This is a genomic window from Mesorhizobium delmotii, assembly GCF_900149755.1.
GTDB classification, from domain to species: domain Bacteria; phylum Pseudomonadota; class Alphaproteobacteria; order Rhizobiales; family Rhizobiaceae; genus Mesorhizobium; species Mesorhizobium delmotii.
In genome coordinates this window covers 183,857-198,308 of record NZ_FUIG01000041.1, presented here as the reverse complement: position 1 = coordinate 198,308, position 14,452 = coordinate 183,857, and the positions used below count along the sequence as shown (strand labels likewise).

The following is a 14,452-nucleotide window of genomic DNA, read 5'->3' as shown; positions in this document are numbered from 1 at the left end:
AACCTTCAGGACACTATCCCGAAGGGTGGTTCGGCGAGCAGCGATCATGACCTTGAAGTCTATCGCGACCAGTTGTCCGAGCTTGACCGGGACGTGGCGCGTGGCCTGATCCAGCCGGCGGAGGCCGAAGAGGCGCGTGCGGAGATCGCCCGCCGCATCCTTCGCCTGGACAATGCCGCCGACAAAGCAGCGGCGCGGCAGCCGTCGATGGCGACCAGGCTGGTTGCGACGGCCGCGGTCCTGGCGGTTCCGCTGGTCAGTTGGGGCTTGTACAGCCAGCTCGGCTCGCCCGATCTGCCGTCGCAGCCGCTCAGCGAGCGACTGGCCAGGAATCCCGCCGACAGTTCGGTGGACGAACTGGTGGCACGCGCCGAGGCCCACCTTGCCGCCAATCCGTCCGACGGCAGGGGTTGGGACGTTCTGGCGCCGGTCTATCTGCGCATGCAGCGGTTTTCCGACGCGGTGACGGCGTACCGCAACGCCATTCGCCTCGACGGCGACAGCGCTGCCCGCCAGGCCGGCCTCGGCGAGGCGATCGCCAGCGCAGCGGGCGGCATTGTCTCGGCCGACGCTCAGGCCGCCTTCGAGGCGGCGCTGAAGCTCGATCCGGCAAATCCGAAGGCCAGCTTTTATCTGGCGATGGGCATGGCGCAGGAAGGCCGCATTAAGGAGGCGACAGCTGGCTGGCAGAAAATGCTCGCGGCCCTGCCGCAGGACTCAGCCTGGCGCGCCGCCGTCGAGCAGGCACTGGCCGAATCCGCCAGGCAGAGCGTCGCTTCGGGAGTGCCTGCAAAAGGCCCGGACGCCGGGGATGTCGATGCCGCCTCGTCGATGTCGCCGCAGGATAGGGAAGCGATGATCAACACCATGGTTGCGGGACTTGATGAAAGACTTCGGCAAAACCCGCGCGATGCGGAAGGATGGATGCAGCTTATTCGTTCCTATGTCGTGCTGGGCAAGGCCGATCAGGCACGCGACGCGCTCAATCGCGGTATCGCCGTTTTTGGCTCCGATAGTGAGGAAGCGAAGAAATTCACCGCCTTTGCCGTCTCGATTGGCCTGACGGCGACGGAGTAAAACATGACGCGCAAGCAGAAAAGACTGTCGGTGATCGCCGGAGGGTTGGCCTTTCTCGGTGCCGCCACCGGTCTGACCTTCTACGCGCTCGGCCAGAAGGCCTCCTACTTCTACATGCCCGCCGATCTGACCAACGCCAGCCTGCAGCCCGGGCAGCGTATCAGACTCGGCGGCCTCGTCGAAAAAGGTACGATCGAGCGCGGTCAGGGGGCCACCGTCGCCTTTTCGGTGACCGACAACCAGAAGCAGGTCAAGGTCACCTACACCGGCATTCTTCCCGACCTTTTCCGCGAGGAGCAGGGCGTCATCACTGAAGGCACGTTTCGCCCGGACGGCGTCTTCGTCGCCGACAGCGTGCTGGCCAAACACGACGAGAACTACATGCCCAAGGAGGTGGCCGAGAGCCTAAAATCCAAGGGCGTGTGGCAGGAGAGCAAGAGTGACTAAGCAGGTTCCGCAAAAGTGTCCCTCGGTTTTGCGGCAAGATCCTGCGGCAAAACAAAAACCTGGCGGGCTTGGCCACAATGGTTGAAACTGGACATTTCGCGCTGGTCCTGGCGTTCGCGCTGTCTTTGGTGCAGACGCTGGTGCCGATGTTCGGCGCGCGCATGAACAACCAGAAGATGATGGCCGTCGGCGGTCCGGTCGCGGTGACCGGCTTTGCCTTGACCGCTCTGTCCTTCGCGGCGCTGGCGATAGCCTATGCAACGTCCGATTTTTCGGTGGCCAACGTCTGGGACAACTCGCATTCGCTGCAGCCGCTGATCTACAAGATCACCGGCACCTGGGGCAATCACGAGGGCTCGATGCTGCTCTGGGTGCTGATCCTGACCTTTTTCGGCGCGCTCGTCGCTGCTTTCGGCAGCAATCTTCCCGCGACCCTTCGAGCCAATGTGCTGGCCGTGCAAGGCGCGATCGGCGCCACCTTTTTCCTGTTCATCCTGGCGACCTCCAACCCGTTCGCCAGGCTCAATCCGGCGCCGATTGAGGGCCGCGATCTCAACCCGATCCTGCAGGATCTTGGCCTCGCCCTCCATCCGCCGCTGCTCTATCTCGGCTATGTCGGCTTCTCGATCTGCTTTTCCTTCTCGGTCGCCGCCCTCATCGAAGGTCGCATCGACGCGTCCTGGGCGCGCTGGGTGCGGCCATGGACGCTGGTCGCCTGGATGTTCCTGACCGGCGGCATCGCCATGGGTTCCTACTGGGCCTATTACGAACTTGGCTGGGGCGGTTTCTGGTTCTGGGATCCGGTCGAGAACGCCTCCTTCATGCCTTGGCTGGCCGGCACCGCGCTGCTCCATTCGGCGATCGTCATGGAAAAGCGCTCGGCCTTGAAGATCTGGACGCTGTTGCTGGCGATCCTGACATTCTCGCTATCGCTGCTCGGCACGTTCCTGGTGCGCTCCGGCGTGCTCACTTCCGTCCACGCCTTCGCCACCGATCCGACGCGCGGCGTGTTCATTCTCTGTATCCTGACACTGTTCATCGGCGGATCACTGGCGTTGTTCGCCTTTCGCGCCTCCAGGTTGACGGCCGGCGGCCTGTTTCATCCGATCTCGCGCGAGGGGGCGCTGGTCCTCAACAATCTGTTCCTGACTACGGCCACCGCCACCGTGCTGATCGGCACGCTGTATCCGTTGGCCGTCGAGGCCGTTTCTGCCGACAAGATTTCGGTCGGCGCGCCATTCTTCAACCTGACATTCGGCCCGCTGATGGTGCCGCTTCTGGCCGTGGTCCCGTTCGGACCGCTGCTGGCCTGGAAGCGCGGCGACATTTTCGCCGTCGCCCAGCGGCTGATGGCGGCTTTCGCCGCAGCGCTTCTGGCCGTGCTGGTGACGGCCTTGTTCATCGACGGCGCGTCGGTGTTCGCAGCACTTGGCGTCGGCCTGGGCTTCTGGCTGATCTGCGGCGCGCTCACCGATATTGCCGTCAAGTCCGGCTTTGGCAGTGTCGCGCCCGGCGTTGTGCTCAGTCGCTTCGCCGGCCTGCCGCGTTCGGTCTTCGGCACCGCGCTCGCCCATCTCGGCCTCGGGCTGACAACGCTGGGGATCATCGGCACGCTTTGCTTCGGCACCGAAAGGATCTTGTCGATGCATGCAGGCGAGACCGTGCAACTGTCCGGCCACACACTGCGTTTCGAAGGGCTCTATCCGGCCCAGGGGCCTAACTATAGCGAGGATCGCGGCCGCTTCGCCCTGCTCGGCGCCGATGGACGCACTGCCGCCGTAATCACCTCGTCCAAGCGCTCCTATCCCGTCCGGCAGATGACGACGACCGAGTCCGGTATCAAGACGATCGGTTTCAGCCAGCTCTATCTCTCGCTTGGCGACGAGGCGACCGACGGCTCCGTCGTGGTGCGGCTGTGGTGGAAGCCGCTGGTGACGCTGATCTGGGGCGGCGCCCTTGTCATGATGGCAGGTGCTGCGATGTCGCTGATGGACCGGCGGCTGCGCGTCGGCGCACCGTCCCGCCGCCGCAAGTCGACGGGCGCCCTGTCTTCTGCGAGCCTGCCATGACCGCGAGATTTTCGCTGGTTTCGCTGATCCTGCTGCTGACACTGTTGTTTGCCGGCGCCGCACTTGCGGTGAAGCCAGACGAGGTTCTGGCCGACCCGGCGCTCGAGGCGCGGGCGCGGGCGCTTTCGGAGCAGCTGCGCTGCATGGTTTGCCAGAACCAGTCGATCGACGAATCCGATGCCGAACTTGCCCGCGACCTGCGCGTGCTGGTTCGCCAGCGCCTCGTCGCCGGCGACACCGACCGGCAGGTGATCGACTACATCGTTTCCCGCTACGGCGAGTTCGTGCTGTTGAAGCCGCGCTTCAGCCTGCGCAATGCGCTGTTGTGGGGCACGCCGGTCCTTCTGCTGCTTGCCGGCGGGATTTTCATCGTGCTGACCGCCCGGTCGCGCCGTTCGACGCCTGCGGCCATGCTCACCGCCGAGGAGAAGGCGGCGTTGGACAAGATGCTGGGTAACTAATTCGGCCATTCCTCCGGCGGCCAGTCCCGGGACGTGTGAATGACGTGCAAGATAACGACGCTCTCACGCCCGGCGATCGGCCGCGGCTCATAGGCAATGACGTAGGGCAGGCGGCTGATGGGCTTCTCATAGGTGCCTGTTACTCGGCCAGGCCGGCCCGTCGCCATGTCGCCAAGACCGCGGCCCGCATCACGAATGCGATCCGCAAGGCGTCTGGCGGCGGCTGGATTGTCCCGCGCGATGAAGGCGATTTGCTGTTTGATGTCGCCAGCGCTTCTCGCGACCAAAAGACGAACCGCTTCACGCCTTGTCCGCACGCCTGGCTTTCGACGCTTCGATGATGGCGTCGATTTCCGCCATGGCTTCGTCGTGCGGCACGACACGGCCAGCTGCCGCGTCGGCCATGCCGCGTTTGATGACTTCGATGATCTCAAGCTCGCGATCGACATAGGCCGATATCGCCTCGGCCGCGAGGAAGGATTTGCAGCGCCGAGTGTCGGCGGCGATCCGCTCCGGCTTCAGCTTGGTTTCGGACGAAACCCGAATCGTCATGGTGGCGCTTGCGGTCATGGTGAAGGCCTTGTGCTGAACTGTGTACAGCATAGGGCAACGGACGGGCGCAACCAAGGCGTTTGTGCCCGCAAACATTACCAAAGTTTCATGCACCGGAAATGGCGCCGTAATGTGCGCGCCTCTATTTCTCTTGGCTGAGGATGCCGACCGAAGCGCATCCCTTGAAAGAGGATACGACACCCATGAATATTGCCCCCAATTCATATCCCCGCACCCGCAAACGCCTGATGGCCGCCGCCGCTTCAGTTGCCATTGCCGGCGCGATCGGCTTCGGCGCGGTTGCCACCGGGACAGCCCCGGTCCTGGCCGAGGCCGTGCGTGTCGAGGCACCGCAGGTCCCAAGCTTCGCCGACGTGGTCGAGCGCGTTTCGCCGGCGGTCGTCAGTGTCCGCGTCAAAGCCAAGATAGAATCGACCGCCGACGACGGCTCCGACCTGCCCGACGCCTTCGGCAATCTTCCCGATGATCCGCAATTGCGCCGCTTCTTCAGGGAGTTCCGTGGCTTTGGCGATCAGGATGGCCGGGATGGAATGCGACGTTTCGGACGCCGTGACCGCCAGCCGCGGCCGGTCGCCCAGGGTTCCGGTTTCTTCATCTCCGAGGATGGCTACCTCGTCACCAACAACCATGTCGTCGGAGAGGGCTCGTCCTTCACGGTCGTGATGCATGACGGCAAGGAACTCGACGCCAAACTGGTCGGCACGGATCCTCGCACCGATCTCGCCGTGCTCAAGGTCGAAGGCGACGGCAAGTTCACCTATGTCGACTTCGCCGATGATTCCAAGGTTCGCGTCGGCGACTGGGTCGTGGCCGTCGGCAATCCGTTCGGCCTCGGCGGCACGGTCACCGCCGGCATCGTCTCGGCCCGTGGCCGCGATATCGGCGCCGGTCCCTATGATGACTTCATCCAGATCGACGCCTCAGTGAACCGCGGCAATTCGGGCGGCCCGACCTTCAACCTCAACGGCCAGGTCGTCGGCATCAACACCGCGATCTTCTCGCCGTCCGGCGGCAGCGTCGGCATTGCCTTCGACATTCCCGCCTCGACCGCCAAACAGGTCGTGCAGGATTTGATGGAGGACGGCACCGTGCAGCGCGGCTGGCTTGGCGTCGAGATCCAGCCGGTCACCTCCGAAATCGCCGAATCGCTCGGGCTGAAGTCCGATAAGGGTGCGCTCGTTTCCAGCGCCCAGGACGATGGTCCCGGCAAGAAGGCCGGCATATCAGCTGGCGACGTCATCACTCAGGTGGACGGCAAGGACGTCGCTTCGCCGAAGGAACTCGCCCGTCTGATCGGCGCCTACCAGCCCGGCAAGCCGGTCGACGTCACGCTGTGGCGTGACGGCAAGAGTGAGACCGTCAAGGTTGATCTCGGCACGCTGCCTTTGAGCGACAAGCAGGCTTCGGCCGACCAGCAGCCTTCCGCTCCGCCAAAGGCCGATACGCTGGCCGATCTCGGCCTCACCGTCACCAGGTCCGATGATGGCAAAGGGCTTGTGGTGACCGATGTCGATCCCGATAGCGATGCCGCCGATCGCGGCATCCAGCCCGGCGACGTCATCACCTCGGTCAATTCGACGGAGGTCAATGGCACCGACGACGTCGCCAAGGCCATGGCCGATGCGGTGAAATCGGGCCGCAAGGCGGTGCTGATGCAGATCACCCGCGACAACAGCAACCGCTTCGTCGCGCTGCCTGTCGCCAAGGGCTGACGTTCCAGACTTTTCCGGTGCGGCGGTTTCAAACACCCCGAGCCGTCACATGGGGAAAGCACGGGGCTTGAATGCGTTAGTCAGTCATCGTGTTCCGCCCCAGCGGCAGCGGGCTCCCATCGCCCGCTGCCGCTCGAACAGTGCATGACGATATGCTCGAACAACAGAGCATCTCGCCCAGAAGTGTGAAGCGGTTTTGGGATGAGCCTCGGGCTTGATCCGAGGGTGCCGATGGCTCTGGGGCAACGACATTTCAAAACAAAGACTTACTGCGTATCCTTGAATCAAATTTGTTCGCGATACGCCCTGGTGAAGGCCACGATGCATTATGCCGGCCACTCAATCTTCCAGCGAAATCGCGTATAACGGTCCCATGAAGATTCTCGTCATAGAAGACGATCGCGAGGCGGCCGATTACCTCCAGAAAGCCTTTACCGAGGCCGGCCACACCGCCCATGTCGCCGGCGACGGCGAAACCGGCTTCGCGCTCGCTGACTCCGGCGACTATGACGTGATGGTCGTCGACCGCATGTTGCCGCGCCGCGACGGCCTGTCGGTCATCGCCGGTCTGAGATCCAGAGGCAATACAACGCCGGTGCTGATCCTGTCGGCGCTCGGCGAAGTCGACGACCGGGTCACCGGCTTGCGCGCCGGCGGCGACGACTATCTGACCAAGCCCTATGCCTTTTCCGAGCTTCTGGCCCGGGTCGAGGTGCTGAACCGCCGCGCCAGCGCCAAGGAAGCCGAAACCGTCTACCGGGTCGGCGATCTCGAACTCGACAGGCTCTCTCATTCGGTGCGGCGCGCGGCGCGCGAGATCACGCTGCAGCCGCGCGAGTTCCGCCTGCTTGAATATCTGATGCGCCATGCAGGTCAGGTGGTGACGCGCACCATGCTGCTGGAAAATGTCTGGGACTACCATTTCGATCCGCAGACCAACGTCATCGACGTTCACGTCTCGCGGCTGCGCGGCAAGATCGAGAAGGGCTTCGACAAGCCGATCCTGCACACGGTTCGTGGCGCCGGCTATATGCTCAAGAGCGGGTAGCATGGCTCTCTCCATGCCGGCCATCATGAAGACGACGGCAGCGCGGCTTTCGGCGCTCTATCTCCTGCTGTTCGCCATCTGTGCGGTGCTGCTCGTCTTCTACATGACCTCGCTGTCGGCACGCATGCTGACCGGCCAGACGCAGGAGACTATCAACGACGAAGTGCTCGGCCTCGCCCGGGCCTACCAGCGCGGCGGCTTGCCGCTGCTGGTCCGCGTGGTCGAGCAGCGCTCCCGCCAGCCCGGCGCCAATCTCTATTTGATCGCCGACACCAACGGCCAGATCCTAACCGGAAACGTGCAGAGCCTGGAGCCCGGCGTTCTCGAGGCCGAGGGCTGGACGACGGAGCCGTTTTCCTACCGGCGCTTCGGCGAGGGCGAGCTCGAGCGGCAGCGCAACCCAGTCGCCGACCCGAACGAACCCAGCCAGAGCGAAGTCCAGGTCGAAGGCGAGAAGGGCCACAACGCCATTGCTTTGGTGCTGCGCCTGCCGAACCAGATGATCATGCTCGTCGGCCGCGATCTCGGCGAGCCGGAGCGGTTCCGCGCCGTCATCCGCCGCGCTTTGATGCTGGCGCTCGGCATGATGGCGCTCGGCGGATTCTTGATCTGGTTCTTCGTCGGACGCGCGGCGCTGAAGCGCATCGACTCGGTGTCGGAGGCCAGTCGCCGCATCATGGGCGGCGACCTTTCCGGCCGGCTACCGGTCACCGGCGCCGGCGACGAGTTCGATCGGCTCTCTGAAAATCTCAATTCCATGCTGGCCAGGATCGCCACGCTGAATGAAGGGCTAAAGCAGGTCTCCGACAACATCGCCCACGATCTGAAGACGCCGCTGACCCGGCTGCGCAACCGCGCCGAGGCGACGCTCTCCGGCAAGCACAACCCCACCGACTACCGCCAGGCGCTGGAAGCGACCATCGCCGAGTCCGACCAGCTGATAAAGACCTTCAACGCCATCCTGATGATCTCCAGGCTGGAGGCGGGCTATTCCTCAGAAAGCACCAGCCGGGTCGATCTGGCTGCGTCCGTGCGCGATGTCGTCGAGCTCTACGAGCCGGTGGCGGAGGAGGCGGGAGTGACACTCGAGACCTCGGTGCAGGATGCCTTCGCCGTTGAAGGCAATCGCGAGCTGATCGGCCAGGCGCTATCGAACATCGTCGACAACGCGATCAAATATTCGACCGATTCGACATCCAAGCCGATCGTCCGCGTGACGCTCGATCGCGTCGGTAGCGAAATCAGGCTTTCCGTCACAGACAACGGCCAGGGCATTCCCGACGATGCCGATCGCGCCAGGGCGACCGAGCGTTTCGTGCGCCTGGAGAAGAGCCGCTCGCAGCCGGGCTCCGGTCTGGGCCTCAGCCTTGCCAAGGCAATCATGACATTCCACAACGGACGGCTTGATCTTCTGCCCGCCGATCCCGGATTGTCCGTCGTCATGAGTTTTCCCGAACGGGAGGATCGCTGATGGCGGTGAGGGCGGCTGCGGAACAGACCAACTGGCTTCTGAAGCCGGCGGCAAAGCTCGTCCCCCTGGATCGGAGCCGCGCCAGGCGGGAATTGTCGGAAATCGCTTCCGCTGCGCAGGAAGACGGGCTTCCCCGGCTCGCGAAATTTCTCACCGGCAAGGGCGCCGTCCAGGATTTCCTCGCCGCAGTGTTCGACCTGTCGCCGTTTCTCCGCGACACAGTACGCCGCCGCCCGCAGATCGTGGATGCGCTTTTCGATGAGACCGTCGTGGCCCGGCTGGCGTCGATCGGCGCCTCCATCGACAAGGCTGCGCGGGCGGAAGCCATCTCCGAAAACAGCCTGATGATGGAGCTGCGGCAACTGAAAGCGGAAGCGCATGTCCTGATCGCGCTGGCCGACCTTGCAGGCGAGGCTGAAACAGCAGTCACAGTACAGCGGCTGAGCGATCTTGCCGACGCCTGCACCCGCGCTGCCGTCGACTTCCTGCTTCGCGACGCGCACGGACAAGGCAAGCTCAAACTGCCGGACCTCGAGGATCCGGCGCGCCGGTCGGGCTGGATCCTGCTCGGCATGGGCAAGCTGGGCGCCCATGAGCTGAACTTCTCCTCCGACATCGACCTCGTCGTTTTCTTCGACCCGCAGGCGTCTGCCGTCGTCGACCCGCTCGATGCGACGGAGCTGTTTTCGCGCCTGACCCGCCGGCTGGTCCGCATTCTCCAGGATCGCACCGAACACGGCTATGTTTTCCGCACCGACCTCAGGCTTCGTCCCGATCCCGGTTCTACGCCGCTGGCGATCCCGGTCGAGGCGGCACTGCGCTACTACGAGGCGCGCGGCCAGAACTGGGAGCGCGCCGCCATGATCAAGGCGCGTCCGGTGGCCGGCGATCTCGCCGCCGGTGCTGCGTTCCTGAAGGATCTCCAGCCCTACATCTGGCGCAAATACATGGACTATGCGGCGATCGCCGACGTCCATTCGATCAAGCGCCAGATCCACGCCCACAAGGGTCTTGGTGAGATCGCGGTGAAGGGCCACAACGTCAAGCTCGGCCGCGGCGGCATTCGCGAGATCGAATTTTTCGTCCAGACCCAGCAGCTCATCGCCGGCGGTCGCTTCCCCGAGCTGCGCGGCCGCGAGACCGTGCCGATGCTTGGCCAGCTTGCGGCACGCGGCTGGATCACGGCCGATGCGCGCGACGCGCTCGCCCGGCAATACTGGTTCCTGCGCCGCGTCGAGCATGCCGTCCAGATGGTCGCCGACGAGCAGATCCATGTACTGCCGGAAGATGACGAAGAGCTCGAACGCATTGCCCGCATACTCGGTTTTGCCGATGCGGCGACGTTTGCAGAGGCGTTTCGTGCCGCACTCCACCAGGTCGAACGTCACTATGCAGCGCTTTTCGAAACCGCGCCCGAGCTTTCGGCGGGCATCGGCAATCTGGTCTTTACCGGCGATGTCGATGACCCCGATACGTTGCAGACCCTGCAGAGATTGGGGTTCCAGCGGGCGAGCGACATCTGCCGAGTCATCCGCGGCTGGCATTTCGGCCGCTATCGCGTCACCCAGTCGGCCGAGGCGCGCGAGCGGTTGACCGAACTGACGCCGGCGCTGCTGCAATCCTTCGGTCAGACGCGCCGGGCGGACGAGGCGTTGATGCGCTTCGACGAATTCCTTGCCGGCCTGCCCGCCGGCATCCAGCTCTTCTCGCTGCTCCAGTCCAATCCGGCTCTGCTGAAGCTGCTGGCGACGATCATGGGCGCGGCCCCACGGCTGGCCGCTATCATCACGCGCCGGCCGCACGTGTTCGATGGCCTGTTGGATCCGGCCCTTTTGACCGAGCTGCCGGACCGCGCCTATCTGTCCGGCCGTCTCGCCGCCTTCCTCGAGGGCGACAGGGCCTATGAGGACGTGCTCGACCGTTTGCGCATCTTTGCGTCCGAGCAAAAATTCCTGATCGGTGTCAGGCTGCTTGCCGGCTCGATTGATCCGGCCCGCGCCGGCCGTGCCTTTTCCGATCTGGCCGATCTCACCATCGACGCGGCGCTGCAGGCGGTCATCGCCGAGTTCGCGCTGCGTCACGGTCGCATCGCCGGCGGCACCGTTGCGCTGCTCGGCATGGGCAAGCTCGGCAGCCGCGAACTGACGGCCGGCTCCGACGTCGACCTCATCCTCCTCTATGATCACGATGCGGATGCCGAAGAATCCGACGGCGACAAGCCGCTCGCCCCATCCCACTATTACTCCAGGATGACGCAGCGGTTGATATCAGCCGTGTCCGCGCCGACCGCCGAGGGCGTTCTCTACGAGCTCGACCTTCGCTTGCGGCCATCCGGCAACAAGGGGCCGGTTGCCACCCATGTCGATGCCTTCAAGAAGTACCAGCGCAAGGACGCCTGGACATGGGAGCATATGGCGCTGTCCAGGGCCCGCGCGATCGGTGGCGATCAAGCGCTCTGCACCGAGGTCGAGGCCGAGGTGGCGGCGGTGCTTGCCCTGCCGCGCAACAGCGTCAAGGTGATGGCCGAGGCTGCCGAGATGCGCGCGATGATCGAGAAGGAGAAGCCGCCGCGCGATCTCTGGGACATCAAGCTGATCCCGGGCGGTCTCATCGATCTCGAATTCATCGCGCAGGTGGCGGTGATCACGGGAAAGGTCGAAGCCGGCCGCCGGGTCACTGGGACAGCGGAAGTCCTGTCGAGGCTGGCGCCGGATTTCGCCGAGGCCCAGGTCAGGCAGGAGCTTTGCGATGCCTATGAGCTTTATCTGGCGGTGACCCAGATGACGCGGCTCTGCCTCACCGGCGTGTTCGAACGGGACGATGTTCCGCCGGGGCTTTTGGATCTGCTTCTGGCGGTCACCGACCTGCCGGATTTCGCTGTGCTGGAAGCGCACCTCAAGGAGACTTCGCAAAAGGTCAGAAAGGATTTCGACCTTTTGCTTCGTGCGAAACGGTCATGACGCCGCAACATCAAACAGCTGTTTCGAATTGCGTCGGGGGCGCTGTCCCTCCGGCCATCCCGAAAGTTCCAACCACTTCACGACAACAGAGGGTCAGGCGGCGGCCCTGACCGGCTGCGTCGGCTTCCTGGTCGGAATGCGCACCGACACGATCGTGCCGGTGCCTTCGGTGGAGCGGATTTTCAAAGCGCCGCCCTGAAGCTCGGCCAACGAGCGTGAGATGGCAAGGCCAAGGCCAGATCCGGCATGGCTCTTGGAAAACTGGTTCTGCACCTGTTCGAAGGGCCGCCCGAGCTTGCTCAGCGCCTCCTTCGGGATGCCGCAGCCATTGTCTTCGATCGTCAGGACCAGAGCGCTGGATGTGTTGCGGGCCCTTACCGCGATGCGGCCGCCCTGGCCAGTGAATTTCACCGCGTTCGACAGCAGGTTGATGATGATCTGCTTGATCGCCCGGCGGTCGGCGAACAGCGTCAGCGAATCGGGGATGCGTGTTTCGACGGTGATCGACTTTTCCGCTGCCTGCAGCGAGATGACGCGCACCGTTTCCCGCATCAGCGGGCAGAGGTCGATTTCCTCCTGATCCATCGAGAACTGGCCGGCCTCGATCTTCGACATGTCGAGGATGTCGTTGATGACGCCCAGAAGGTATTTGCCGCTGCCGTTGATGTCGGTGGCATATTCCTCGTAGCGCGGCGAACCCAAGGGCCCGAACAGTGCCTGTTCCATCAGCTCCGAGAAGCCGATGATCGCGTTTAGCGGCGTGCGCAATTCATGCGACATGTTGGCCAGGAACTCGGATTTGGCCCGGTTCGCGGCCTCGGCGCGCTCGGTTTCCTTCATGTATTTGTGATTGAGCTCGACCAGTTCGCGCGACCGCTCTTCCTCAGCCCGGCGGGCAAGGCTTAGATCGTGGATCGTCGCCATCAGCCGGCGCTCGCTGTCGACCAGCTTCTCCTGGTGCAGCTTGATCTGGGTGATGTCGGAGCCGACCGAGACGGTGCCGCCGTCCCTGGTCCGCAACTCGTTCACCTGCAGCCAGCGGCCGTCGGCAAGCTGCCGCTCGAAGGTCACGCCGCCTTGCTGCCCGTTGGTGTTGGCAAGCCGACGCTCCGAAGCGAAGGCAAGCATGCGATCTTCCAGAACGGCGCGCGAGGCGCCCGGCATCACGTCGCGGTCCGACAGGCCGTTGTCCTGCTGGTATTTGGAATTGCACATGATCAGGCGCTGGGCGGAATCCCAGAGCACGAAGGATTCGTTGATGTTTTCGATGGCCGTTCGCAGGCGAAGATCCGCGGCCTCGGAGCGCAGCGCCAGATGCCGCTGCTCGGTGACATCAACGGCGATGCCGATCAGCTGGATCTCCGGCGCTTCCGAGTCGATCACCTGCGCCCTTGCGCGCATCCACACCCATTGTCCGTCGGCATGGCGCATCCGGAACACCTGGTCGATGTGATCGATCTCGCGTGCGACGATCCTGTTGGCGAGCTGGAACAGGTCGCCGTCCTCGGGATGGATGATCTCGTCGACCTCGCCGAACGACAGCATTGTGTCGCAGGGCTCATAGCCCAGCATGTCGTACATCGAGCGCGACCAGTACATCTTGCCGCGCACCATGTCCCAGTCCCACAGGCCGCAGCGGCCGCGCACCAGCGCCATATCGATGCGCTGGTGCGCTTCGAGATAAATGCGGTCGGCGGCCCGGGCGCGCGCCGCCTGGCCGAAATAGGCGTAGAGGATGACGATCAGCACGCCGGCTGTCAGCACGAACAGCGTGACGTTGAGCGAAACGGTCTTGCGCCACGTGTCGAAGACCGCTTCCTGCGGTACGAGCGCTGCGGCAGCACCGTTCCTGGCATTTGTCAGGCTCACCGCGGCATACCAGTCCTTGCCGCCGATGCTTACCTCCATCACCCCGGCGCGGTCGCCGAACATGAACAGCGGTTGACCGCCCTGGGCGATGGCATCGAGCGACCGCCCTTCCCAGCCCGTCGATTGCGGTGTCACGGCAACGATCTTGAACGTGCCGTCGGTGACCGCAAGCACGTGGCTTCGGCCCATCGCCCCCTGACGGCTGATCCCCTCCAACAGGTCCTGCGTCGCGCCAGGCGTTGAGGCCATCTTCGCATCGGTGCTCATCGAACTGGCGAGCTGGCCCGCCGCGAGCGAAAGGATCGCCTTGGCGTCGCGTTCCACGTCGTCACGTTCGTTCATCAGCGACAGGAACCGCAGCGCCGCGATGACGAGCAGGAAAATGATGATGAGGGCCGGTATCGATCGACGCAACAATGGCTCGGCTGCCAGAAGCCGTCGGTAGGCGGGTTCGGCGATGAGCCGCGCGTTGCCGGCGAGACCATCGCTTCTCGTCTCACGCTGCTCAAAACCCGTCCCTCCGGGCGCGCCCCACGCGTCCGCCTTCGCCATAAATGGCTCTCCCCGATTTTAAATCTGCTTGACGATCCGGCGACGCCGCACTTCCGAATCTTCAGCTAAAGAATCAAAGGTGATTCGGCTTGTCCATAGGCGCGGCGAAAAAAGATTAAAAATCGACTAAAATAATGGCTTTTCCGCCCGATGCCGGGCGGCAACCTTCAAAGGTGTGTTGAGATTCAGGTCAGGCCGAGTCGAAAATGGTGG

The 14,452-nt window shown here is 63.9% G+C and carries 10 protein-coding genes and 1 pseudogene; 8 read left to right on the top strand and 3 right to left on the bottom strand.

What is annotated here, in order from left to right:
* The 4 genes from ccmI to BQ8482_RS24265 form a co-directional block, all read left to right on the top strand.
* The coding region (ccmI, locus tag BQ8482_RS24280; protein WP_123149884.1) for a c-type cytochrome biogenesis protein CcmI at positions 1 to 1,077 on the top strand (1,077 nt) is incomplete at its 5' end.
* Between the two features lie 3 nt (positions 1,078 to 1,080).
* The gene (ccmE, locus tag BQ8482_RS24275) at positions 1,081 to 1,524 is read left to right on the top strand and encodes a cytochrome c maturation protein CcmE (protein ID WP_123149883.1); all 444 of its coding nucleotides are present in this window, start codon (positions 1,081 to 1,083) and stop codon (positions 1,522 to 1,524) included.
* 77 nt (positions 1,525 to 1,601) lie between these two features.
* The gene (locus BQ8482_RS24270; RefSeq protein ID WP_123149882.1) at positions 1,602 to 3,593 is read left to right on the top strand and encodes a heme lyase CcmF/NrfE family subunit; all 1,992 of its coding nucleotides are present in this window, start codon (positions 1,602 to 1,604) and stop codon (positions 3,591 to 3,593) included.
* Positions 3,590 to 4,054, top strand: a complete 465-nt coding sequence (locus BQ8482_RS24265) for a cytochrome c-type biogenesis protein (protein ID WP_123149881.1) — start codon at positions 3,590 to 3,592, stop codon at positions 4,052 to 4,054. Before BQ8482_RS24270 ends, BQ8482_RS24265 begins: the two co-directional genes overlap by 4 nt.
* Here the strand turns inward: BQ8482_RS24265 and BQ8482_RS24260 are convergent.
* Positions 4,051 to 4,358: pseudogene (locus BQ8482_RS24260) on the bottom strand (type II toxin-antitoxin system RelE/ParE family toxin). The gene BQ8482_RS24265 and the pseudogene BQ8482_RS24260 overlap by 4 nt on opposite strands.
* A complete protein-coding gene (locus BQ8482_RS24255) occupies positions 4,355 to 4,624 on the bottom strand; it encodes a CopG family ribbon-helix-helix protein (RefSeq protein ID WP_123149917.1) in 270 nt (89 codons plus the stop codon). The pseudogene BQ8482_RS24260 and the gene BQ8482_RS24255 overlap by 4 nt, the downstream one beginning before the upstream one ends.
* A 185-nt stretch (positions 4,625 to 4,809) precedes the next feature.
* Here BQ8482_RS24255 and BQ8482_RS24250 point away from each other — a divergent pair, with 185 nt between their 5' ends.
* The 4 genes from BQ8482_RS24250 to BQ8482_RS24235 all read left to right on the top strand — a co-directional run bounded on the left by BQ8482_RS24250 (position 4,810) and on the right by BQ8482_RS24235 (position 11,818).
* Positions 4,810 to 6,339, top strand: coding sequence for a Do family serine endopeptidase (locus BQ8482_RS24250; RefSeq protein ID WP_123149916.1), 1,530 nt, complete (start codon positions 4,810 to 4,812; stop codon positions 6,337 to 6,339).
* A gap of 373 nt (positions 6,340 to 6,712) precedes the next feature.
* Positions 6,713 to 7,387, top strand: a complete 675-nt coding sequence (locus BQ8482_RS24245) for a response regulator transcription factor (RefSeq protein ID WP_123149880.1) — start codon at positions 6,713 to 6,715, stop codon at positions 7,385 to 7,387.
* A gap of 1 nt (position 7,388) precedes the next feature.
* Complete coding sequence (locus BQ8482_RS24240) at positions 7,389 to 8,858, top strand: sensor histidine kinase (RefSeq protein WP_123149879.1); 1,470 nt, start codon at positions 7,389 to 7,391, stop codon at positions 8,856 to 8,858.
* Positions 8,858 to 11,818 (top strand): bifunctional [glutamine synthetase] adenylyltransferase/[glutamine synthetase]-adenylyl-L-tyrosine phosphorylase, encoded by a 2,961-nt coding sequence (locus BQ8482_RS24235; protein ID WP_123149878.1) that lies wholly within the window; start codon positions 8,858 to 8,860, stop codon positions 11,816 to 11,818. The genes BQ8482_RS24240 and BQ8482_RS24235 overlap by 1 nt, the downstream gene beginning before the upstream one ends.
* A 93-nt stretch (positions 11,819 to 11,911) precedes the next feature.
* Here BQ8482_RS24235 and BQ8482_RS24230 read toward each other — a convergent pair whose 3' ends face one another.
* The gene (locus BQ8482_RS24230; protein WP_123149877.1) at positions 11,912 to 14,239 is read right to left on the bottom strand and encodes a PAS domain-containing sensor histidine kinase; all 2,328 of its coding nucleotides are present in this window, start codon (positions 14,237 to 14,239) and stop codon (positions 11,912 to 11,914) included.
* Positions 14,240 to 14,452: the final 213 nt, after the last annotated feature.